Below are 22,546 nucleotides of genomic sequence, written 5' to 3'. Positions count from 1 at the left end.
GTATGGTTTAGGTTAATTTCTAATTTTTTGTTCCCAATCCCAAGCCGATTTCATGGCTTCATCTAAGGTAGATTGTGCTTTCCAGCCCAAAATCGTATTGGCCTTGGTAGTGTCGGCATAGGCTGAAATGACATCGCCCGGTCTCCGTGCTACCACTTTATAATTTAATTTCTTGCCAGAAACTCTTTCAAAACTCTGTATAACCTCTAACACCGAACTTCCCTTGCCTGTACCAATATTAAAAACCTCATAATTGGTTTTATTTTTTCCCTGAAGCAATCGCTGCATGGCTACCACATGGGCTTTGGCCAAATCTACTACATGAATATAATCGCGAATACAGGTACCGTCTGCTGTAGGATAATCATCTCCGAAAACGGAAAGTTCCTGGCGAACACCAATTCCTGTCTGCGTTATAAATGGCACTAGGTTTTGTGGTATCCCTATGGGAAGTTCACCAATTTTAGCACTCGGATGGGCACCCATAGGATTAAAATAACGCAATGCGATGGCTTGCAATCCGGGCATCACTTTACAGGAGTCCCGAATAATCTCCTCGCCGATCTGTTTGGTATTTCCGTAAGGCGATTCCGCCGGTTTTATAGGTGCATTTTCTGTAATGGGCATCGTGTCTGCCTGACCGTAAACGGTACAGGATGAACTAAAGATAAAGCGTGCCTGCTTTTTAACTGCCAATTCTTGCAACACATACACTAAAGTGCCAATATTGTTTTCATAGTACAATAAAGGTTTTTCTACACTTTCGCCAACGGCCTTGGACGCTGCAAAATGAATGACTCCTTCAATGTCCTTATGCCGATTAAAGAAATTCTGAACCTTTGATTTTTCTCTGAGGTCGAGTTGTTCAAAAACGGGTCTTTTGCTAGTAATTGCTTCTATGCCTTCCAACACCTTTTCAGAAGAATTGGAAAGATCATCAATAATGACCACTTCAAAACCCTGATTTTGCAATTCCACCACGGTATGCGATCCTATAAATCCTAGACCTCCGGTAACAACTATCTTCACACTACTATCTTTAAATTATACATTTAGTATTTCGGCATATCAAAATAACGCACCGAATATAGGTTATTCCCTTCAAACCAATACCGTTACAGCGCTTTAACTCCCTCAGCCTTTTACAAATATTTCATGAGTGTTTCGGGTGAAGGTATTTGTGGTTCAAGGATGCTTTTATCATTACCGAGCACTAGTTCCCCAAAAAATCTAACACAGCACTGGTAATTCGTTGAATCTGCTCGTCATCCAATTCGGTATGCATGGGCAAAGAAATTACTTCTGTCACCAATTGATTGGTAACGAGAAAATCGGATTCTTTATAGCGATCATCCGAATACGCTTTTTGGCGATGCAGCGGTATGGGATAATACACGCCACAGGGAATTCCCTTTTCTGCCAAATGTGCCACCAAAGCGTCTCTTTTTCCGTTTAAAATTCTCAGGGTATATTGATGAAATACATGACAATCACAATTTTCACATATACCGGAGCACCCACTGACCATTTTGGGAATCAAAATATTTTTATGGCCTTCTAAAACCTTTGAATAAGCACGGGCAGCCGTTCTGCGTCGATTATTATATTCGTCTAACAGTGGCAGTTTTGCTCTCAATACAGCGGCTTGAATTGAGTCGAGCCTAGAATTAACCCCCACCACATCATGATGATACCGTTCGTACATGCCATGGTTTACAATTCCCCTGAGGGTATGCGCCAGAACATCATCGTTCGTAAAAATGGCACCACCATCACCATAACACCCTAAGTTCTTAGACGGGAAAAAGGAGGTGGCTGCTACATGCCCCATAGTACCTGCTTTTTGTTTAAGTCCGTCTTTAAATGTATGTGTAGCGCCAATGGCCTGCGCATTATCTTCAATAACATAAAGTCCGTGCTTTTCAGCAATTTCTAAAATGGCATCCATAGGAGCGCATTGGCCAAATAAATGTACGGGGACAATAGCTTTCGTTTTGGAGGTAATGGCCTTTTCTATGGCTACAGGATCTATATTAAACGTATCAGGATCTACGTCTACCAAAACCGGGGTAAGTTGCAATAGTGCTATAACCTCCACTGTGGCCGCAAAAGTGAAATCCGACGTTATAACCTCATCGCCCGGTTTTAACCCCAAGCCCATCATTGCAATTTGCAAGGCATCGGTACCGTTAGCGCAAGGAATTACATGTTTTATCCCTAAATAGGTTTCCAATTCCTTTTGAAACCCATGCACATCCGGCCCATTAATAAAGGTTGCGTTTTCTAGAATAAAGGAGATGGAGGCGTTTATTTCTTCTTTAATATCTTGGTATTGGCCATTGAGGTCAACCATTTGTATTTTCTTCATACGGGTCTTCTTTAGTTTTGGCAAAAGGTGCATTGCGCTAACGATAGTACAAAAATACGGAACTGTGACCAATGATTTTAGGGAAAGTACCGTATTTTAGCCCTAAAGAAAATTCGGGTGTACCTAATCTATGACTTTATTATTCACATTGCCTCGCTAATCGTCGGATTTACGGGTCTATTTCATCCGAAATTAAAATTGTTTGCCTCAGGGCGAAAAAGGGTTTTTCCTTATTTGGAAAAGCACATTACCAAAGGCGACAAGGTAGTTTGGATGCATTGCGCTTCTTTGGGCGAATTTGAACAAGGATTGCCCGTTATTGAAAAAATAAAGGCCCAGTACCCGCATTACAAAACACTTATAACATTCTTTTCTCCATCGGGATATGAAGTAAAAAAGAATAGTGATGCTGCCGATTTTATAACCTACTTACCCTTAGATACACGCCGCAATGCGGTTCGTTTTTTAGAGATTACACAGCCGGTCTTGGCTATTTTTGTAAAATACGAGATCTGGCCTAATTTCCTTAGAACCTTGCAACGCAAAACGATTCCTACGCTTCTCATATCGGCAATTTTTCGCCCTAATCAACTGTTTTTTAAATGGCACGGAAGCCTCATGCGTAGGGCACTTGGGGCCTTTACGCATCTTTTTGTGCAGGACGAACAATCAAAAGAACTGCTACAATCTATAAAAATTACCCGGGTTACCGTAAACGGAGATACCCGTCTGGATCGCGTGTCGGAAATTTTGGAACGCGATAATACGCTGTCGTTTATGTCACAATTTAAACAAGATGCCCTTTGTGTCGTTGCAGGCAGCACCTGGCCCGAAGATGAGGCTGTTATTGCCAACTATATCAATACTTCTAATGCACCGACGAAATACGTTATTGCACCTCATAAAATAATTCCGGAAAAAATAAATGGCCTGAAAAATAGTCTTCAGAAAAAAACGATTCTCTATTCTGAACTCTCGAAAAAAACCATTGAAGATTATGATGTGTTGATTTTGGATACTATAGGTTTATTGACCAAAGTGTACAGTTACGCCGATACAGCCTATGTTGGCGGGGGATTTGCAACTGGCCTACATAATACCTTAGAGCCCGCCGTATTTGGAATTCCGGTAATTATAGGCCCGCGCTATAGCGGTTTTAAAGAGGTAGCAGATTTAGTTGCTTTACAAGGTGTTTTTAGTATAAATAATGCGACCGATTTTTCTGAGTTGATGGATCGGTTTCTTGCCCATACTAGTTTTCGAAAGACGGCAGGACAAGCGAATGCCACTTACATTCTGCAAAACAAAGGCGCTAGCTCTAAAATTAGTTCCTTTACTAATACCCTTTTACTTCCCTAACCGATCTTGTGTATGCGCATTATACCCCTTGGTGCACCCAGGGAACTTTGATCGGTGAATGTTTATGTACCTGTAATTAATGCCGTTCCTGTTTCGCCTTCCTTCGTTGTTCGGTGGATATGCTGCTTAGCCGAACGTCAACATCCGCAACGGAATGATAATCTTTTATCTGGCGAAGTAGTGCAATAAAAAAATTCTTGAAACTGACTTTTCCCGAGGCAAGCCATAGGGGTATACTTCTACTGCGCTCAATACGGGTTTCGCCAGTTTCGTTTTGGCCTTTGGGCCAAAAACCGAAATTTCGTATTTTACCTCACCTGGAACTGCAAAAAGGCAGTTCCAATCGCTCCAAAGGAGCGATAAATAGGAAACCCCAACCCAAGGATCGGGGAATCTTTAGATTGAAAAGGGTTTGAACAAATCTTGCTTAACCTTACTTTTTTTTGTTAGTTTTACACAAACCAATACCCACTTTTTATGGATTCCAAGATTTTAAGAATTTCCCTTATAGCCGCTCTAGCCGGCTTTTTGTTTGGATTTGATACCGTAGTTATTTCTGGAGCGGAAAAAAAATTACAGCTCTTATGGAATTCATCAGACGTTATACATGGTACCGTCGTTATTGGTATGGCTTTATTTGGTACTGTTGTAGGCGCCATTTTTGGTGGTATCCCTACCAACAAAATAGGAAGAAAAAAAACCTTAATATGGATTGGAATACTTTATTCGGTCTCTGCCATAGGTTCTGCTTTTTCAAACGACCCCATCACCTTTGGCTTTTTTAGATTTCTCGGTGGTTTGGGTGTAGGTGCATCTACGGTAGCTGCTCCGGCTTATATTTCCGAAATAGCCCCAGCCAAAGATCGTGGCCGACTGGTAGGGCTCTACCAATTCATGCTTGTATTTGGAATTTTAATCGCCTTTTTCTCCAATTACCTATTGAGTGGCATGGGCGAAAACGATTGGCGTTGGATGGTTGGTGTAGAAGCAATTCCTGCCATTGTATATTCTATTTTTATCCTTTTTGTGCCGGAAAGTCCGCGTTGGCTTCTAACAAAAAACCGAACTCTTGAAGCCGAAAAAGTGTTGGCAAAATTAAATCCGGAACTTACCGTAGCACAACTGCAGCACGATATGGATGTTCATAAAAAAGACAGTGATGCCACAGAAAGTATTTTTATGAAAAAATACCGATTTCCGTTAACCTTAGCCTTTCTTATTGCTTTTTTTAATCAATTTTCAGGCATCAATGCCTTTCTATACTACGCTCCCAGAATTTTTGAAGCCGCCGGCTTGGGTGAAAGCACGGCACTTTTGAGCAGCATTGGGATTGGAGCTACAAATCTATTATTCACCATAATTGGCATATCCCTGATAGATAAGCTCGGCAGAAGACAACTGATGTATTTTGGCTCTGTAGGTTACATTATTTCATTGTCTCTGGTTGCAGCCGCTTTTATCCTAGATTGGCAGGGTATGGCGGTACCCATCTTTCTCTTCATATTTATTGCTTCACATGCCATAGGACAAGGTGCGGTGATTTGGGTGTTTATCTCGGAAGTATTTCCGAATCATTTAAGAGGCTCAGGACAGGCCTTTGGCAGTTCGGTGCATTGGGTTTTGGCTTGGATTATCCCTTCATCAATACCAACCTTATTTGCCCTTATTGGCCCCGGTATTGTTTTTGGAATATTTGCTTTTATGATGGTGCTTCAGTTACTTTTTGTTCGTTTTATGATGCCGGAAACCAAAGGAGTTTCCTTAGAAGCGCTTAGCGAAAAACTCAGTGGAACAAGGCTAAAAGCCTAAACTTCATTTATAAATACAATTGGTCGCCAAAAACTGTAGCCTGTGGTTTAAACACGATAGGTATTATGATTGATATAATAAAAATCTATCTGCACCATTATTAGATTTTTATACTGTTCTTCAAAAGAAACAATGAAATTTATAGACGACCATATTCCTTCTAACGCCAAGGTCTTACATGGGTTTTAAGCCTTTTGGCTATAGCGCTTATTGGCATTCTGTTTGCCTTAGTGGTTTGCCCTTCATTAGCAGTTGTCGCTAAGGGACTTTTTGTTGTGTAATGGGTTCTATTTTGCCGCAAACCTATCACCCCGCTAGGGTGTAAAGAAAAAAATTAAAAATTGATAGGTAGTGATTTTATTTTTCAAATGAGTGAATTTAAAATTAGTTGTGCATTAGCGCCTGTTTTATAGGCCGTTACTACTTATTTTAGAATTCCTCAAAGTGGAATACCATTGTTAAGACGTTAAAAACCTGCAGTTAGAAATAGAAGAACGTCCGTGCTACCACCGGGCTTTTTTTGTGCTAAGAACACGACCAAATAAAAAATTTCTTTAAACTGACTATCCCCGATGAAAGCCATAGGGGTATACTTCTACTGCGCTCAGTACGGGTTTCGCCAGTTTCATCTTGGCCTTTGTGCCAAAAGCCGAAATGTTGTATTATACCTCACCCGGAACTGCAAAAAGGCAGTTCCGACCCCTCCAAAAGAGCCATAAATAGGAAACCACGACACAAGGGTCGGGGAATCTTTAGATTAATATGATTATTTTGTTTAACACTTTTTGAAAATATTTAAACAATAATTATGATTTGTCCACCATAAATAGACTTACTTTTGATAAAATCTAAAAAAAATTGTTATGAAATTAGTAAAAACTATGAGCACCTTGGCCCTGGTAGGAGTTATCGCAACTTCTTGCGGCCAAACAAAGAAAGAAACCACAGAAATCTTGGATCAAGCCTCTCTCGAAACTACCGAAGTGCGTATTGAAACACCGCAAGCGGTAGCCGAACCAAACATTGTGGAAGTAGCCGTTTCTAACGAGAACTTTACAACACTTGTAGCTGCGGTTAAAGCAGCAGGTTTGGTAGAAACCCTAAGTAGTGCTGGCCCATTTACGGTATTTGCCCCTACTAACGACGGTTTTTCAAAACTACCCGAAGGCACGGTAGCGGGTCTTTTAAAACCCGAAAGAAAAGATCAGTTGACCGGTGTTTTAACGTACCATGTCGTTTCAGGAAAATTTGAAGCCGCTACCGTAATTGACGCCATTAAAAAAAATAACGGCAAATTTACCGTTACCACCGTACAAGGCGGAACCATCGATTTAAGTCTAAAAGATGGTAATGTTATTTTGACTGATGCCAATGGCGGAACAGCAACTGTTGTAATAGCCGATGTTGCTGCCTCAAATGGCGTTATTCATGCTATTGATGCCGTGATATTACCAAAATAAGATTGAACCCGATCCCTTCCAAAAACCGCTACACCTATGTGGCGGTTTTTTTATTGCCTAGCTAGACCGAGTAGTTTCCAAATTAATTCCACGAAATAACCGGGGCATTATATTAAATTCTAATGTGAATAAGACTATTCGTAAAATTCCCTAAGACCACATTCATCTTCCCTTTTATAAGACAGACATCCTCAAAATTTCCAATAAAAAATTCCTTGAAACGGACTATCCCCGATGAAAGCCATAGGGGTATACTTCTACTGCGCTCAGTACGGGTTTCGCCAGTTTCATTTTGGCCTTTGGGTCTAAAAACCGAAATTTTGTATTTTACCTCACCCGGAACTGCAGATCCTTTTCCTGTGCCGATTCTGTTCGTCCTTCCCAGGGATGCCGGAAACCAAAGGAGTTTCCTTTGAAGCTCTTAGTGAAAAACTCAGCGGAGAACAACTGCAAGCCTATACGCCATACACAAATACCTTTGGTCGATAAAAACGGTCGCCCGTCGTTTAAAAACAATAACGGCACTACCGTTGGTCGAAATAAACAGCTACCTATTTCATTATTAGGTATTTATTTATTATTTTAGTGAAAACAATTCAATATATGGAAGACCATGTTACTTTTGGCACCAAGGTGTTGAATGGGTTTCTTAGCCTTATGGTTATTGTACTCATTGGCATTCTTGCAGCGGTTCTAATCTGCCTGATTTTGGCCGCATTTGGTTTCTTTTAAGCCAAGTTTATCCCTGTCTCCCCAAAATTTTGAACATAGTACACCCAAAAACCTATTTTTGTAAACTGTAATATTTTAATAAAACCCGAGCACTTCGGGTTTTATTAATTGATAGAACCCTTCTACCTTAAAAAATATAAGGTATTTACCTACTTTCACACTGCGTTTAACAACGTGCCTTTTGGCTCGTAGTTTTCCTAGTGAAAACTGAACTTCTATTGCCGAAAGACGGATAACCCGCCTTTGGCTTTTAACCATGGGTGCCCAAACTAAAGGACTAGGATCATAGTACCCCGCGTTATAGCTTTCAAATGGGTATTGAGATTGTGCTTTTGCTATTACCCTTCAAAAAAAATAGCAATTAGAAGTAGATAGTAGTATATTTAAGGAGAATAAACGCTTCATTTATGGCTCTAAAATGGCTTTTTCTACTCGTATCGATACGCCTTTTTTCGCAAGCCCTACCCCCGGTGCAAAACTATGCGCCACTTCATTATAATGCCGAAAATCAAAATTGGGGTGTATCACAAGCCGTTGATAAAAAAATTTATGTCGCCAACAATGGTGGCTTGTTAGCCTTTAATGGAGCCGTCTGGAAACTGTATCCATCGCCAAATGGTTCTATCATTAGATCTGTAAAAGCTATTGAAGATCGAATTTATACGGGCTGCTATATGGAATTCGGTTTTTGGGAAAAGGATAAATTGGGGCAACTACAATATCACTCATTAACCACCGAACGCCAAGTGCCTTTAATAGAAGACGAACAGTTTTGGAATATTTTGCATTACGAGGATTGGGTATTGTTTCAATCGCTGGAGCGTATTTATATGTTTAACACTGCGGATGGCAGTTTGGAAATCGTAGATTCTAAATCAACAAGGGCGCGTATTTTTAAACTAAAGAACGAAGTGTTTTTTCAGAAAGTAAACCATGGGTTATATAAAATTGAACACGGAGCAGCCATCTTGGTATCCGATCACCCCGTGGTGAGGGAAAATATCATCATTGGAATGATGGAAGCTGAGGATATGCCTTTACTCCTCACAGAGCAAGGTTCCTTTTATTTTCTGAAGGAGAAAGAATTAAGCCCGTGGAACATCAGTTGGCAGCCCACCAACATCTATAGCAGCTTGCAATTAAACGACGGAAGTATCATTTTAGGTACCATTTCTGATGGAATGTATCAAATAGATATCACCGGTAAAACCCTACAGCATATCAACAAAGTAAAAGGTCTAAACGACAATACGGTCCTGGCCTTATTTGAAGACCATGAAAATAACCTTTGGCTCGGTTTAGACAATGGCGTTAGTGTTATCAACATGAACTCTCCTTTTACCGAATTCAGAGATGAAGCAGGTAAATTAGGGGTGGTCTATGCTGCCAAAATTTTTGAAGATAATTTGTATTTAGGCACCAATCAAGGGTTATTCATTAAAAACATGCAATCCCAAGATGATACATTTCGGTTAATCCCGGACACCGAAGGTCAAGTATGGTGTTTGCGTGAAATTAAAGGCCTTCTCTTCTGTGGGCACAACAAAGGAACATTCCTCATTAGCGAAAATAAGGCTATTTCTATTTCCGATTTTCCGGGAACATGGGAAATTAAAGAAATAGAAGGAGCCGAAAATTTACTGCTTCAGGGCAATTATAACGGGCTTAGTGTACTTCATTACCACAATGAGCAATGGAGTTTACGCAACAAAATAGATGGCTTTGATATTTCTAGTCGCTTCTTCGAATTTATTGCCCCAAACGAGCTATTGGTAAACCATGAATATAAAGGAGTATATAAAATTAAGGTTGATGACAATTTTACTCAAATCATCGGTTTAGATAAAGAAGCACCTCAGGGGACCGGTGCCAGTTTAGTGAAACATGAATCGCGCATACTGTACAGTAGTGATCGTGGTATTTTTGCCTATAACGATGCACAATTTAAATTGGATACCTTGTTAACAAAGGCCTTCTTTATGGACGACGAACATCCGCTAGGCATCTTAGTATCGGACCCTTATTCTAAAGGCCTTTGGGGGTTTGCCGAGCATAATATTTTAATTGTTGCCCCCGATAAATTCAAAAATAGTCCAAAAACCGTAAAAATAGCAGTGCCCTCATCCTTCAGAAAAAGCATGGGTGTTTTAGGCTTTGAAAGTCTTACGTTTTTAAAAGATCAGCACTATCTAATAGGAACGTCTAATGGCTACATAACGATCGATTTGTCTAAGATTGAAGACAAAAATTATAGCATTCATATCGATGCTGTATTTGCTTCATTTTTGGCAACCGAAGAACGGCCCATTTCTCTTACCACAGAAACTGAATTTAAGTCTAATGAAAATAACCTGCGTTTTTTTTACAGTGTGCCCGAATATGATAAATATACCGAGGTAAATTATCAATACAAATTGGTTGGCCTTTATAACGAATGGAGCAAATGGAGTACCACTCCAGAAACCACCTTCAATAATTTACCTCATGGCGCATATACCTTTATGGTACGCGCCCAAATTGGAAATACCTTTACCGTAAATGAAGGAATCTATGAATTTGAAATTGCCAAACCATGGTATTTATCCCCATGGGCGATTCTCACCTATATAGGATGCGGTATTTTTATGTTGATAGGAGTTCACAAAATTTACAAAGCGTATTACCGAAAACAACAAGAACTATTGGTAAAAGAAAACAAAAAAAAGGTAAAGCGTAAAAAACTTAAGGCCATGAAAAAAATAGTTCAGGTAGAAAACGAGAAGCTCGCACAGGAAATTGACAGTAAAAACAGAGAATTAGCGGTATCTACCATGAGTCTCATTAAAAAGAACGAATTTTTAAATGCAGTTAAAGATCAATTAAAGAATTTAGAGAGCAAGCAGCAGATAAATTCAGTTATTAGAACCATAGATAGGAATATCAATAACGAAGACGATTGGTTGTTTTTTGAAACTGCCTTTAACAATGCCGATAAGGATTTTCTCAAAAAAATAAAACAATTACATCCCGATTTAACTCCAAATGATCTAAAACTATGTGCGTATCTCCGATTAAATTTGGCCTCTAAAGAAATTGCACCGCTCCTTAATATTTCTGCAAAAAGCGTTGAAGTAAAACGGTACAGACTCCGAAAAAAGATGGAATTACCGCACGAAACAAGCCTCACCAATTATATATTAGAATTATAAAATTACAATTTGCCGAAATTACCACTACATTACCTATACAAAACCAGTATTTACCCCTACAGATTCCAAAAATGGACTTCACCTTCAAATGTTAAAAATTGATTATAATCCCTATATAAATAAGGATTTCATATTAATTGATCCTATTTTTTTGTAATTGTATATTTTTTGTAGTGTTCCTTTTTGATAAAGCCTTAATGGTTGTACCTATATTGTGGTTTTAAAAATCACAACGTATGAGGTACCTTACTTTTGTTATTTGCTTTTGTGTCTTCCCATCCCTTTTGTGGGGGCAACTGTCCATTAACGGTACAATTACGGCTGCCGACAGTAATGAACCGCTGCCGGGTGTGAATATAGTGCTTAAGAATTCTACCCGAGGAACCACATCCGATTTTGATGGAAACTTTACTTTTGATGCTGTTTCAGCAGGCGATGTTCTTGTGTTTTCCTACTTGGGTTTTGTTACCAAAGAGGTGACCCTTACCAACACTTCCACGCTACAGATACGACTTGAAGCCGATTTTAATGCATTGGATGAAGTCATTGTTGTTGGGTATGGCGCTCAAAAGAAAAAGGAACTCACCGGAGCCGTATCGGTAGTAAGTTCGGAAACCATAGAAGATTTAAATCCGGTCCGCATAGAACAGGCCTTACAAGGTCAGGTAGCCGGAGTGCAAGTAACCTCTGCCTCGGGCTCACCGGGTAGCGGTTCAAATATCAGAATAAGGGGAATCTCTACTAACGGCGATAACCGACCGCTTATTTTGGTCGATGGTAACGTTATCGAAGATCTAAGTGTAGTAAATCCAGGAGATATAGAAAGTATCAATATCTTAAAAGATGCCACTGCCGGAATCTATGGGGTAAGGGCCGCCAATGGCGTTGTATTAATTACCACCAAAACCGGCCGAAAAAACACAGGCTTAAAAATAAGTTATGATGCCTATGGAGGTGTACAGGAAACCTCAAGGGAAATTCCGGTCTTGAATGCCACGGAATACGCAGTGCTTGTCAACGAAGCTTTTGCTGCCGGAGGAGGCAATCTTCCCTTTCCAGATGTTTCAGGCATAGGTGCCGGAACCGATTGGCAAGAACAGGTTTTTCAACGTGCACCAGTTTTTAATCACAACATTACCTTAAGTGGTGGTACCCAAAAATCCACATATTCCTTCGGAGCGTCTCTTTTAACACAAGATGGTATCGTCGGAGGTCCCAAAGCTAATTTTAGGCGGTACACTACAAGAATAAATTTCAATTCAGATTTGTTAGAAAATGTCAAGCTTGTTGCCAATGCTATATATACGGGTACCACAAGAAAAACCTTGCCTGAAAATGCAATTGGTTCCGTGTTGTTCAATGCCCTAAACAATGCCCCGACATTTCAGGTTAGGCAGCCTAATGGCGATTTTACACTTGCGGAAGGCTTAGGAAACGAGGTTATTAACCCTTTAGCACAAATTGCGAATACCTTTAATGGTACCGATGTCGATAAAATTAGTGGTAAAATAGGCCTGACCTATACCTTTCTAAACGATTTTACAGCAGAAACCAGTTTGCAGTTCAATTATGCGGAAGTAGCGGGTAGAAATTTTTCGCCTACCATCTTTTTTGGCTCGGGAAAGGTGTTGAACAATACCGGACGCCCCTCATTATCTGTTAATAAAGATATTTTTAAAGATTATACGTTTGATGCGTTTTTAAACTACGATAAAACACTTGGCCAAGATCACAACGTAAAGGCCACCTTAGGGATGTCTGTTTTTGATACTCGAGGTATATTTTCCGGAAGTACACAAGGATTTTTTGAAAACCCTGTGCTATTTTCGGAAGCGCGAATAGAGGACACCGTAGATCAAAGAAACGGTCTTTTAGATAGTGGTCTTAGTGGTCGCTTTAAGGAGCGCCTCTTGTCCTATTTTACGCGACTGCAATATAATTATCAAGGGAAATACATCCTTTCGGGTATTATCCGCCGCGACGGATCTACCCGATTTGGTCCTAATAATAAATTCGGATACTTCCCCTCCGGTTCCGCAGCATGGCTCATTTCAGAAGAGAATTTTTTAAAAGACAGTAAGGTTATTAATTTCCTTAAACTTCGTGGCAGCTATGGTATTGTAGGAAACGATAGAATTGTAGGCAACGCCTTTAGATCCATATTGGGTGGTGAAGCAGCGTATGTGCTTAATAATTCTTTGGTGTTTGGCAAGGCGGTTGGGGTACTTTCTAATCCCGAAATTCAATGGGAAGAACAGAAAACCCTAGATATCGGTGTAGATCTAAAACTGTTCGACAATAAAGTAGACATCACTGCCGATTATTTTACAAAGCGTACCGAAAGCTTGCTGTTGCAGCCCCCGGTTTCCGGAATTTTGGGTGCAGCGGCACCGGGATCTTCCCCACCCGTAGTAAATGCCGGAACGGTAGAAAACAAAGGTTTTGAGTTCGCTATAGGGTTTGCAGACAGTCCGTCCGATAATTTTTCATATAGTATTAATTACAATGTTACCTTTCTGGATAATGAAGTGCTTTCTGTAAACAATGGTGTGGGCTTCATTTCCGGGGGCTCCTTTGGCGTAGGGCAAGAACCGCCATCCCGTATGGAGGCCGGCAAGCCCATCGGCTACTTTTTTGGGTTGCAAACCGACGGTATTTTTCAAAATCAGGCAGAAGTAGATGGGCATGCGCAACAAACGAATGCCGCCCCGGGAGATCTTCGTTTTGTAGATACCAATGGAGATGGTATAATCGATTCTAATGATCGTACCCAAATTGGCAGCCCAATTCCCGATGCTACTATGGGTTTAAATATTTCCTTTAACTATAAGCAATGGGATTTTGGTGCTTATGCCTTTGCATCAGTAGGCAATGACATTGTCCGTAATTACGAACGCAACCAGCCGCTTGTAAATCGGTCGGTGTTTACTTTAAATCGATGGACCGGAGAAGGGACTACTAACCGCTACCCAAGAGTAACCACAGGAGCCACACAAAATAGTCTTTTTTCTGACTTTTTTGTAGAAGATGGTTCTTTCGTAAGACTACAAAACGTGCAAGTAGGCTATGCCCTACCCCAACCCATCATCGAAAAAATTGGCATAGAAAAACTTAGATTTTACCTTGCAGTAAACAACCTTTTTACATTGACCGAATATAGGGGATTCGACCCTAGCGCTTCCTCCGGAGACCCTATTGGTGCCGGTATTGATCAGGGATTTTATCCGGTACCCAGAATGTATATGCTTGGTTTAAACCTTAAATTTTAATTGTGATGAAAAAAAAATATACCCCTTTGAGGTTCTTATATGCCCTGTTATTCACTGGATTCCTTTCCGTGTCCTGTAGTGATGATTTTGTAGATGTGGACTCTTTTAATGAAGATTCTGAGAGCTTCTTTAATTCTGAAGCCGACTATCAAGATGCTTTAATTGGCGCCTATGATTTATTGCAATCTACCTATATCAATGTAATGCTGGGCGAAATAGCATCAGACAATACGCTCGCCGGGGGAGAAAGCGCTACCGATGTTCCCGGTATACAGGAAATAGACGACATGATTCATACGCCCGTAAACCAACAATTGCGCGATATCTGGAGCTGGATGTTTGCCGGAGTCAATAGAGCTAATTTTATATTAGAGTTTAAAGATACAACAGATTTTCCAGGCAAGGAAAGGGTGCTGGCAGAAGCAACTTTCTTGAGAGCCTATTACTATTTTGAATTGGTAAAATGGTTTGGCGATGTGCCGCTTGCCGTAGATAAACGTTTCTTATTTGGAGATCAAGATATAGTAGAAAGAACACCTAAGGCTCAAGTATACGCACAAATAGAACAGGATCTACAATTTGCTGCTGCAAATTTGCCCTTTGTACAGAATGAAACCGGTAGGGTTACCAAAGGTGCCGCAGAGGCCTTATTGGGGAAAGTATTTCTTTTTCAAAATAAGTTTTCGGAAGCTGCAAACATACTAGAAAGTCTTATCATCAACGGCCCTTATGATTTAGTGAGCGACTACAGCACTATTTTTGAAAATGACAATGAGAACAATATAGAATCTGTTTTTGAAGTACAATACACCGACGTAGAAGGTGCCGGTTTTGGGTGTCTGCAATGTAGCGAGGGAAATGTGGCCGTGGGCTTCAACGGAATTCGAAATTATACCGGACCAGTATTCGAATCGGGGTTTAGCTTCAATATTCCTACGCAAGAGGCCTTTGATGCTTTTGAACCCGGAGATATCCGCCGAGACATCGCCATTTTAGATATTAACACCTGGGCCGCTCAGAATCCTAGTGTTTCTTTTACAGAAGGTTTTGAACATACCGGCTTTTACAATAGAAAATATATTGCTCGTCAAGGCGATTTAAATACCGGAGATGCCAATCTCACCAATCCTAATAACTACAGAGCAATCCGATTTGCCGACGTACTATTAATGGCCGCAGAAGCCTTTAATCGCGGTGCTATAGATGATACCAAGGCACAACAATTCCTGAACAGGGTTAGAACAAGGGCAGGTTTGCCGGCTATTACCGCCACAGGAACAGCCCTTACCACCGCTATTTACAATGAACGAAGAGTAGAATTGGTTGGTGAAGGACATCGCTTTTTCGATTTGGTTCGCACCGGCCGTGCGGCACAGGCAATTGATGGGTTTCAGGAAGGCAAGCACGAGTTGTTTCCCATTCCGGCCATAGAAATAGAATTGGCAGGCAATCGATGGTCTCAAAATCCGGGTTACTAAATTAAAAGAAATACAAAACTGCACTACGACACTCGAAGCAAAAGCATAGTGCATCAGATCAATAAAAAAGAAACAGATGAAACATCAACAATTTACTTGTAAACATCCAGAGCAAGGATTACTTAGATGCTTCATATGACCGATGAAAAACAATAAATACAAACATATGAAAACCTTTAAACGACTTTTAATTCTTTTCCTTGCCATTGGTTTGGGCAATTCTTGTTCAGACGATGATACCTCCTTTGCTTTGCAAGAAGTATCGGCACCCACCAATGTCAATGCGATTTTTAATATAGCGCAAGACGATTCCGGTATAGTTACCGTTACCCCCACCGCTGAAGGCGCTACGCTTTTCCGAATCCTTTTTGGCGATACGGATGGGGAAACCCCAACAGAGGTGGCTCCGGGCGATACCGTAACACATAGCTATGCAGAGGGTGAATATACACTTCGTATTGTAGCTGTGGGGCTTACCGGTCTTACCAGCGAACTCGCTAGAGTAGTAACCATTTCGTTCCAAGCTCCTTCAAATTTAGTGCTAGGTGTGGAGAAGTCTACCAGCAATCCGTTTGAAATTTCAGTAAGTCCAACCGCCACAAATGCCACCGTTTTTGATGTATTCCTTGGCGATGTAGAAGATGAGGAACCCACCACCATTATGGCAGGTGAAACCGCCACGCACGTATACGCCGAAGTAGGGCAATATACCGTTAGGGTTGTGGCAAGAGGTGCCGGTGCAGGCACCATAGAAGGCACAGAGATTGTTGACATTACTGGTGCATCTAATGCCATTTCTTTGCCTATTACTTTTGATGATCCCTTAGTGAACTATGATTTTGTTACCTTTAATGGGTCAAGTTTTGAAGTGGTAGCCAATCCGGATCCATCGGGTGCCAATCCCGAAAATTCCAATGTCGGTGCCATTACCAATTCCGGAAATGCTTTTGAAGGTGGTGCTTTTAATCTCGGAACACCGGTCGATTTTAGTACGCCCGATAAAACCATTACCTTAAAATTTTGGTCGCAAGTGGCCGTGCCAATTTTATTAAAATTTGAGGGTGGTGTAAATGGAGAACGAGAAAACGAGGTAGTTTCTAATCACGGTGGAACCGGATGGGAAGAAATAAGCTTCGATTTTGCCAACAACGCCGTAAAAAGTTTTATTGATGGTAATCAAGGCGTTGGCGAACCCTTTGTGCCGGAAGGACAATACGCCACTATGGTCATTTTTATTGACGGTCCCGGAAACACCGCTGGCACCTTCTTTATAGATGACATTGCGAAAAGCGGTGGTTTGGCTGTGGGTAATGAGCCTACCGAAGCGGCCCCTAATCCCCTGAATCCGGAGAGCAGTGTTATTTCCCTTTTTAGTGAGGCATACACCAATGTACCCGTAGATACATGGCGCACCGTATGGTCCGATGCTACCTTAGAAGAAGTTACCATTGCCGGTAATGAAGTGAAAAAATACAGCGCGTTAGGTTTTGTGGGGGTCGAAACCGTAGAAAATCAAATAAATGCTAGCGAAATGACCCATTTTAGAACCGATATTTGGACGGCAGATGCCACCGCATTCAATATAAAATTGGTCGACTTTGGTGCCGATGGTGCTTTTGGGGGCGGAGACGATACAGAGCATGAAATTGTCATCGAGAACCCCGCGCAAGGACAATGGGTTAGTATCGATCTTCCGTTATCCGATTTTATCGGACTCACAAACCGTGAGCACATCGCTCAATTAATTTATGTGGGGGCACCCTTTGGCGCCAATACCGTCTATGTTGACAATGTGTTTTTTTACAATGAAAATGCGGCTTCACCCCCTACGGCACCAGCAACCGCGGCACCCACACCATCACAGGCGCAAGCCAATGTAATAGCTATGTTTAGTGATGCATATACCAATGTCCCTGTAGATACTTGGCGCACCGTATGGTCCGATGCTACTCTAGAAGAGGTTAGCATTGCCGGTAATGACGTAAAAAAATACAGCGCATTAAGTTTTGTAGGAATAGAAACGGTAGCCACTCAGATTGATGCGAGTGCGATGACTCACTTTAGAACCGATATTTGGACCGCAGACGCTACTGAATTTAGAATTAAATTGGTCGATTTTGGCGCAGACGCGGCTTTTGGTGGAGGCGATGACACCGAACATGAGATTGTTATTTCCAACCCACCTCAAGGGCAATGGGTTAGTTTCGATATCCCATTAAGCGATTTTGTTGGGTTAACGACCCGTAGCAATATTGCCCAATTAATTTATGTAGGGGCTCCCAATGCAGCAAATACGGTCTTTGTAGACAATGTGTATTTTTATAATGAGTGAGATACCTACGGCAATACAGCGCCACTTTAGGATTAAAAACAAGCACCGTATCATGCAGCGCAACAGTCGGGAAGTACCCATAGAAACAGAAACGACAAATAAAGTCAATGAAAAAAGTATAAGCAAATTTCATCGATTTATACCAACCGACAGGATTAATTTTTGATCACACAGAGAAAACGATTATTGGGTTGTTGCAAATGACCGCTGAAAAACAATAAATAATAACAGATGAAAAATTTTAGAAAATATGGATTCCTATTTTTCCTGCTAGCACTTTTTATGGCGTGCCAGGAAGATGAGCCAAGTTTGGGACTTATAACTGTGCCCTCTAATATTAACGTAGAAGCAGATATTAGTACCGATGGCTCGGGAATTGTAGTTTTTACCGCTTCCGCAGATAATGCTATAACCTATACGTTTAAGTTCAACGACGGCACCTCTCAAGTAGCTTCGGGGGGTACCACTACCAAACGGTTTACAAGAGTGGGACTCAATACGTACGATTACTCGGTCATTGCATTTGGTGCAGGAGGTGCTAGTAGTTCTGTCTCGTTGCAGGTAACGGTAGAGAGTAGCTTTTCGGATAATGAGGTTCTCGAATTTTTATCCGGTGGCGAAGTTGATGCCGAAGGCAATGTTATTTCTGGAGGTTCCAAAACATGGTATTGGGCAGTGGCTCAAAACGGGCACCTCGGTGTTGGTCCTACCTTGGCTTTTGATCAGCAGATTAATCCGGCCCCCACACAACATTGGTTTCCGGCATTTTTTGCAGCCTCACCATTTCAAATCTGTAGTGATGTAAGTCAGTGTCTTTGCAATGATGAGCTCACCTTTGCCTTAAATCCTCAAGGGCAGTTTACGTATCAACTCAACAATAACGGGCAAACGTTTTTTAATGGTGCGCATCAAGAAAGTGTACTGGGACAGAGTGCAGGGCAAGATGCTTGTTTCGATTTTGATACTTCGGGTACCCGAAATGTGAGCTTGGCACCATCAGAAACCGATTGGAGTTTGGTAGGAGATCCTGCCTTTCAACCAAGAGGAACCGTACTTAATTTCTCAGAAGGAGGCTTTATGGGATATTTTATAAGCTCATCTTCTTACGAAATCTTGGAAATTTCTGAAAACCGATTAGTGGTACGCACCATAGATGGCTTAGATTCTAATTTAGCATGGTATCATATTTTTACAACAACCCCGGTTGAAGCACAGGGAGATACAGGGGGTGGTGACGAAGATGCTACGTTTGATGAGCTGATTTGGTCCGAAGAATTTGATGTGCCAGGTGCTCCCGATCCAAACACTTGGAATTTTGACTTAGGTACCGGAGAAAATGGTTGGGGCAATAACGAATTACAATATTATACAGCCCGTCCCGAAAATGTGATCATCGAAGATGGGTTACTCAAAATTACCGCCAAAACAGAAAGTTTTAGTGGTAGTAATTATACCTCATCAAGAATACAAAGCCATCAAAAGTTTGAGTTTCAATACGGCAAAGTGGAGGTTAGAGCCAAACTGCCCAGCGGAGGTGGCACTTGGCCGGCAATTTGGACCTTGGGTGCCGATTTTCAGACCAACATTTGGCCGGCAGCAGGAGAAATAGATATTATGGAACATGTAGGCAATCAACAAAACCGTATTTTCGCAACTACCCACGATCCCAATAACTTTGGTGGTAATGGCAGAACCGGTTCCGTGATTATACCAGACGTGTCTGAAGCTTTCCATGTGTACGGGATGGTTTGGACCGCTAATTCCATTTCGTTTTCTGTAGATGGTGAAGTGTTCAATACGGTAAGTAACAGTCCTGATTTACCCTTTAATAAGAATTTCTTTTTTATTCTTAATGTAGCCATGGGCGGAAACTTTGGAGGGGCCATAGATCCCGCCTTCGTAGAATCTACCATGGAAGTAGATTATATTAGGGTGTATCAGTAAAAGGTTGTAGCTATATGTTACCCCGTTGTTCATTTGGACATGATTTCTTCCATTTTTACCCTGCCCTAAAGGGTACATCGAAAAAATCGTCATTACTTCCTTCAGGATCGAGGCAAATCATGAAGATTATAGTATCAAATAGGCACGAAATAAGCAAAATGGACAATGGGTATTTTAGTTAGTGGTTAGTTGCAAAAGAGAGGTTGATGCAAGCCAAATCACCTCTCTTTTTTTAAGATGATTCAAAGGGATTAAATGAACACCTAACTTAAATGGCTCTTGGTGGCACTATAGGTTCTAAAAAATAAAATCAACCAAAAATGAAATATCCTTTATACCTCTATGTAAGTTTTATATGCTGCAGTGCTTTTGGGCAATCAGTGATTACAACCGAAAAAAATACAATGGGTTCCATAAACCAAAAAGTAGATTCGCTGTTAAAGGTGATGACTCTTCAAGAAAAAATTGGTCAAATGAACCAGTACAATGGGTTTTGGAATGTTACGGGGCCGGTACCCGTAGAAGGTGATGCGGCCACGAAATACGCCCACTTAAAAACAGGTATGGTAGGTTCCATGCTCAACGTTCGAGGTGCTGATGAAGTGCGAAAAGTTCAAAAAATAGCCGTGGAAGAAACCCGTCTGGGAATTCCATTAATCATAGGTTTCGATCTTATTCACGGATACAAAACCATAAGTCCAATCCCCTTAGCAGAAGCCGCAAGCTGGGATATGGAAGCGATTCGAAAATCGGCGGAAATGGCTGCTGCTGAAGCGGCTGCTAGTGGCATCAACTGGACCTTTGCCCCCATGATCGATATTTCCAGAGATGCCCGGTGGGGCAGGGTTATGGAAGGTGCCGGTGAAGATCCATTTTTAGGAAGCAAAATTGCCTATGCCCGTGTCAAAGGATTTCAAGGAGATGATTTGGCGGCAACACACACTATAGCAGCGACTGTTAAACATTTTGCCGGGTATGGCTTTTCGGAATCTGGACGAGATTACAATACGGTAGATGTAGGCACTTCCACTTTATATAATATCATATTTCCACCCGTTATGGCAGCCATCGATGCCGATGTAAAAACGGTGATGAATTCCTTTAATGACTTAAACGGAATACCCGCTACCGGAAATGCATTTTTACAACGGGAAGTGCTAAAAAAAGAATGGAATTATCAGGGATTTGTGGTGTCCGATTGGGGTTCCATTCGTGAAATGATTCCACACGGCTTTGCAAAAGACGCCAAAGAAGCAGGGCTATTGGCTGTAAATGCAGGATCGGATATGGATATGGAATCCTATATTTATGTACACCATTTAGAAGCCTTAGTCCACGAAGGTAAAGTAGCTATTGAACATATTGACGATGCCGTGAAACGCATTTTAAAAGTGAAATACGAGTTGGGGTTATTTGATGATCCTTACAGCTATTGCGATACTTCTCGCGAAAAAGAGATTGTAGGAAGTGCCGAACATACGGCTATGGTCTTAGACATGGCCAAAAAATCTATTGTTTTGTTACAAAATGAGAGGCAAATTTTACCTTTAAAAAAGGAGGGACTCCACATTGCGCTTATAGGTGATTTGGCCGATGACAAAAATAGTCCCTTAGGCAGCTGGCGCATTGCGGCAGAAGATGACAGTGCGGTATCTGTTTTGGAAGGATTGCAACGCTATCCCAAGAACAAAGTAACATATGCCCGGGGTGTAGCGCTTACAGTAGGAGAAACCAATTTTATTACGGAAACGAAAATCAACACCACCGATAGAACCGGTATAAGAGAGGCCGTTGAAGCAGCAAAAGATAAGGATGTAGTCCTTATGGTGCTTGGCGAACATGGCTTTCAGACCGGAGAAGCGCGCAGCAGGGTGTCTTTAGATTTACCGGGACTTCAACAGGAATTATTGGAAGCCGTATATGCTGTAAACAAAAATATTGTTCTTATTTTAATGAATGGAAGACCCCTTGCTATTCCTTGGGCAGCTGCGAATATCCCGGCCATTTTAGAGACATGGCACTTAGGCAGCCAAAGTGGAAATGCCATTGCAGAAGTCCTTTACGGCGATTATAATCCCAGTGGCAAATTACCCATGACCTTTCCTAGACATGTAGGGCAGGTACCCATTTATTACAACCACAAAGCTACAGGTAGACCTACAAATCCGGGGAACGATATAGTGTTCTGGTCGCATTACATGGACGAAAGCAACGAACCGCTTTATCCATTTGGACATGGATTAGGTTACAGTAGCTTTGTGTATTCCAATCTGCAACTAAGTGCCTCATCGTTTCAAATAGACCAAAAATTAGAAGTCACCTTTTCTATAAAAAATACAGGCAAATTTGCAGGCCGAGAAGTGGCACAACTGTATATCAGAGATCTGGTAGGCAGTAGCACTCGACCGGTAAAAGAGCTCAAAGACTTTGCAATCATAGAATTACAACCGGGTGAATCTAAAAAAGTGACGTTTACCATTGACCAAAAAACTATTCAATTTTATACAGCCCAAAATAAGTGGGAGGCCGAACCGGGAGATTTTAAGGTATTTGTAGGTGGCAGTTCGGCAACGACTTTAGAGGCCAATTTTGCATTGGAACCTTAGT

General features: G+C 41.3%; 12 protein-coding genes. 10 read left to right on the top strand and 2 right to left on the bottom strand.

All coding sequences use genetic code 11. The features are described 5' to 3' along the window. Positions 1-12: 12 nt before the first annotated feature. The gene (gene galE / locus U1E44_RS00355) at positions 13-1,029 is read right to left on the bottom strand and encodes a UDP-glucose 4-epimerase GalE (protein WP_322928872.1); all 1,017 of its coding nucleotides are present in this window, start codon (positions 1,027-1,029) and stop codon (positions 13-15) included. A 184-nt stretch (positions 1,030-1,213) separates the two neighbouring features. Continuing rightward, positions 1,214-2,368, bottom strand: a complete 1,155-nt coding sequence (locus U1E44_RS00350) for a DegT/DnrJ/EryC1/StrS family aminotransferase (protein ID WP_322928871.1) — start codon at positions 2,366-2,368, stop codon at positions 1,214-1,216. A 117-nt stretch (positions 2,369-2,485) separates the two neighbouring features. Here U1E44_RS00350 and U1E44_RS00345 point away from each other — a divergent pair, with 117 nt between their 5' ends. The 10 genes from U1E44_RS00345 (at position 2,486) to bglX (ending at position 22,545) form a co-directional block, all read left to right on the top strand. After that, positions 2,486-3,727 (top strand): 3-deoxy-D-manno-octulosonic acid transferase, encoded by a 1,242-nt coding sequence (locus U1E44_RS00345; RefSeq protein WP_322928870.1) that lies wholly within the window; start codon positions 2,486-2,488, stop codon positions 3,725-3,727. Positions 3,728-4,204: 477 nt separating this feature from the next. Then, the gene (locus U1E44_RS00340; protein ID WP_322928868.1) at positions 4,205-5,536 is read left to right on the top strand and encodes a sugar porter family MFS transporter; all 1,332 of its coding nucleotides are present in this window, start codon (positions 4,205-4,207) and stop codon (positions 5,534-5,536) included. A gap of 863 nt (positions 5,537-6,399) precedes the next feature. Continuing rightward, positions 6,400-6,996, top strand: a complete 597-nt coding sequence (locus U1E44_RS00335; protein WP_322928867.1) for a fasciclin domain-containing protein — start codon at positions 6,400-6,402, stop codon at positions 6,994-6,996. A gap of 585 nt (positions 6,997-7,581) precedes the next feature. Continuing rightward, the gene (locus U1E44_RS00330; protein WP_322928866.1) at positions 7,582-7,728 is read left to right on the top strand and encodes a hypothetical protein; all 147 of its coding nucleotides are present in this window, start codon (positions 7,582-7,584) and stop codon (positions 7,726-7,728) included. A gap of 407 nt (positions 7,729-8,135) precedes the next feature. Beyond that, positions 8,136-10,916, top strand: coding sequence for a helix-turn-helix and ligand-binding sensor domain-containing protein (locus tag U1E44_RS00325; protein WP_322928865.1), 2,781 nt, complete (start codon positions 8,136-8,138; stop codon positions 10,914-10,916). A gap of 236 nt (positions 10,917-11,152) precedes the next feature. After that, a complete protein-coding gene (locus U1E44_RS00320; protein WP_322928863.1) occupies positions 11,153-14,185 on the top strand; it encodes a SusC/RagA family TonB-linked outer membrane protein in 3,033 nt (1,010 codons plus the stop codon). A 5-nt stretch (positions 14,186-14,190) separates the two neighbouring features. Then, positions 14,191-15,663, top strand: coding sequence for a RagB/SusD family nutrient uptake outer membrane protein (locus U1E44_RS00315; RefSeq protein ID WP_322928862.1), 1,473 nt, complete (start codon positions 14,191-14,193; stop codon positions 15,661-15,663). A 166-nt stretch (positions 15,664-15,829) separates the two neighbouring features. After that, positions 15,830-17,995: a hypothetical protein gene (locus U1E44_RS00310; RefSeq protein ID WP_322928861.1), complete on the top strand. Its 2,166-nt coding sequence runs from the start codon at positions 15,830-15,832 to the stop codon at positions 17,993-17,995. Between the two features lie 231 nt (positions 17,996-18,226). Continuing rightward, positions 18,227-19,939 carry a family 16 glycosylhydrolase gene (locus tag U1E44_RS00305; protein ID WP_322928860.1) on the top strand — a complete coding sequence of 571 codons (1,713 nt, stop codon included), beginning with the start codon at positions 18,227-18,229 and terminating at the stop codon, positions 19,937-19,939. A gap of 320 nt (positions 19,940-20,259) precedes the next feature. Next, positions 20,260-22,545, top strand: a complete 2,286-nt coding sequence (gene bglX, locus U1E44_RS00300; RefSeq protein ID WP_322928859.1) for a beta-glucosidase BglX — start codon at positions 20,260-20,262, stop codon at positions 22,543-22,545. Position 22,546: the final 1 nt, after the last annotated feature.

This window comes from Aurantibrevibacter litoralis (genome assembly GCF_034651555.1).
In the GTDB taxonomy this organism is placed as follows: Bacteria; Bacteroidota; Bacteroidia; order Flavobacteriales; family Flavobacteriaceae; genus Aurantibrevibacter; species Aurantibrevibacter litoralis.
Note: the sequence above shows the minus strand (reverse complement) of the source record. Positions and strands in the feature narration are given on the sequence as shown.

What these genes read in the sequence shown, in the direction of transcription:
- U1E44_RS00305 (WP_322928860.1), top strand. Translation starts at nt 18,227, where the DNA reads ATGAAAAATTTTAGAAAATATGGATTCCTATTTTTCCTGCTAGCACTT.
- U1E44_RS00315 (WP_322928862.1), top strand. Translation starts at nt 14,191, where the DNA reads ATGAAAAAAAAATATACCCCTTTGAGGTTCTTATATGCCCTGTTATTC.
- U1E44_RS00340 (WP_322928868.1), top strand. Translation starts at nt 4,205, where the DNA reads ATGGATTCCAAGATTTTAAGAATTTCCCTTATAGCCGCTCTAGCCGGC.
- U1E44_RS00325 (WP_322928865.1), top strand. Translation starts at nt 8,136, where the DNA reads ATGGCTCTAAAATGGCTTTTTCTACTCGTATCGATACGCCTTTTTTCG.
- bglX (WP_322928859.1), top strand. Translation starts at nt 20,260, where the DNA reads ATGAAATATCCTTTATACCTCTATGTAAGTTTTATATGCTGCAGTGCT.
- U1E44_RS00335 (WP_322928867.1), top strand. Translation starts at nt 6,400, where the DNA reads ATGAAATTAGTAAAAACTATGAGCACCTTGGCCCTGGTAGGAGTTATC.
- U1E44_RS00320 (WP_322928863.1), top strand. Translation starts at nt 11,153, where the DNA reads ATGAGGTACCTTACTTTTGTTATTTGCTTTTGTGTCTTCCCATCCCTT.
- U1E44_RS00350 (WP_322928871.1), bottom strand. Translation starts at nt 2,368, where the DNA reads ATGAAGAAAATACAAATGGTTGACCTCAATGGCCAATACCAAGATATT.
- U1E44_RS00310 (WP_322928861.1), top strand. Translation starts at nt 15,830, where the DNA reads ATGAAAACCTTTAAACGACTTTTAATTCTTTTCCTTGCCATTGGTTTG.